This is a genomic window from Desemzia sp. FAM 23990 (assembly GCF_045528485.1).
Classification (GTDB): domain Bacteria; phylum Bacillota; class Bacilli; order Lactobacillales; family Carnobacteriaceae; genus Desemzia.
The window spans coordinates 1-496 of the sequence record NZ_JBGQQW010000070.1; the positions used below are offsets into that span (position 1 = coordinate 1).

Consider the following 496-nt stretch of genomic DNA (forward strand, 5'->3'; position numbering starts at 1 on the left):
TGTTGCAACCGAAGTTGCTTGTTTTATCTTGCGATAAGAACAATTAAAAAACTCTTTTAAACGCGGTGTGTTTCTCGGTTTCTTACTTAAATGTTTCTATTAGACAATATCCAGTTTTCAAAGAACAATATTCAGTTGCAACTAAGTTGCAATGGAGCCTAGCGGGATCGAACCGCTGACCTCCTGCGTGCAAGGCAGGCGCTCTCCCAGCTGAGCTAAGGCCCCAGGTTTATCTTTAAAATGAAATTTAATGGGCCTAAATGGACTCGAACCATCGACCTCACGCTTATCAGGCGTGCGCTCTAACCAGCTGAGCTATAGGCCCAATTCAGCACTTCATTTAAAGAATGCAGTTTAAATTGAAAGATTGACTAAACCTCTCAAAACTAAACAAAGTAAAAGCGAACCGTGTAGGATTCCGTTAATTCCTTAGAAAGGAGGTGATCCAGCCGCACCTTCCGATACGGCTACCTTGTTACGACTTCACCCCAATTAT

General features: G+C 42.5%; 2 tRNA genes and 1 rRNA gene. All 3 read right to left on the reverse strand.

Features of this window, described 5'->3' with window-relative positions:
* Nucleotides 1-152: 152 nt before the first annotated feature.
* A tRNA-Ala gene (locus tag ACEN4I_RS13465) sits at nucleotides 153-225 on the reverse strand.
* Nucleotides 226-251: 26 nt separating this feature from the next.
* Nucleotides 252-325 (reverse strand) — tRNA-Ile (locus ACEN4I_RS13470).
* A gap of 108 nt (nucleotides 326-433) precedes the next feature.
* Nucleotides 434-496: ribosomal RNA gene (locus tag ACEN4I_RS13475) — 16S ribosomal RNA — on the reverse strand; the annotation flags it as partial.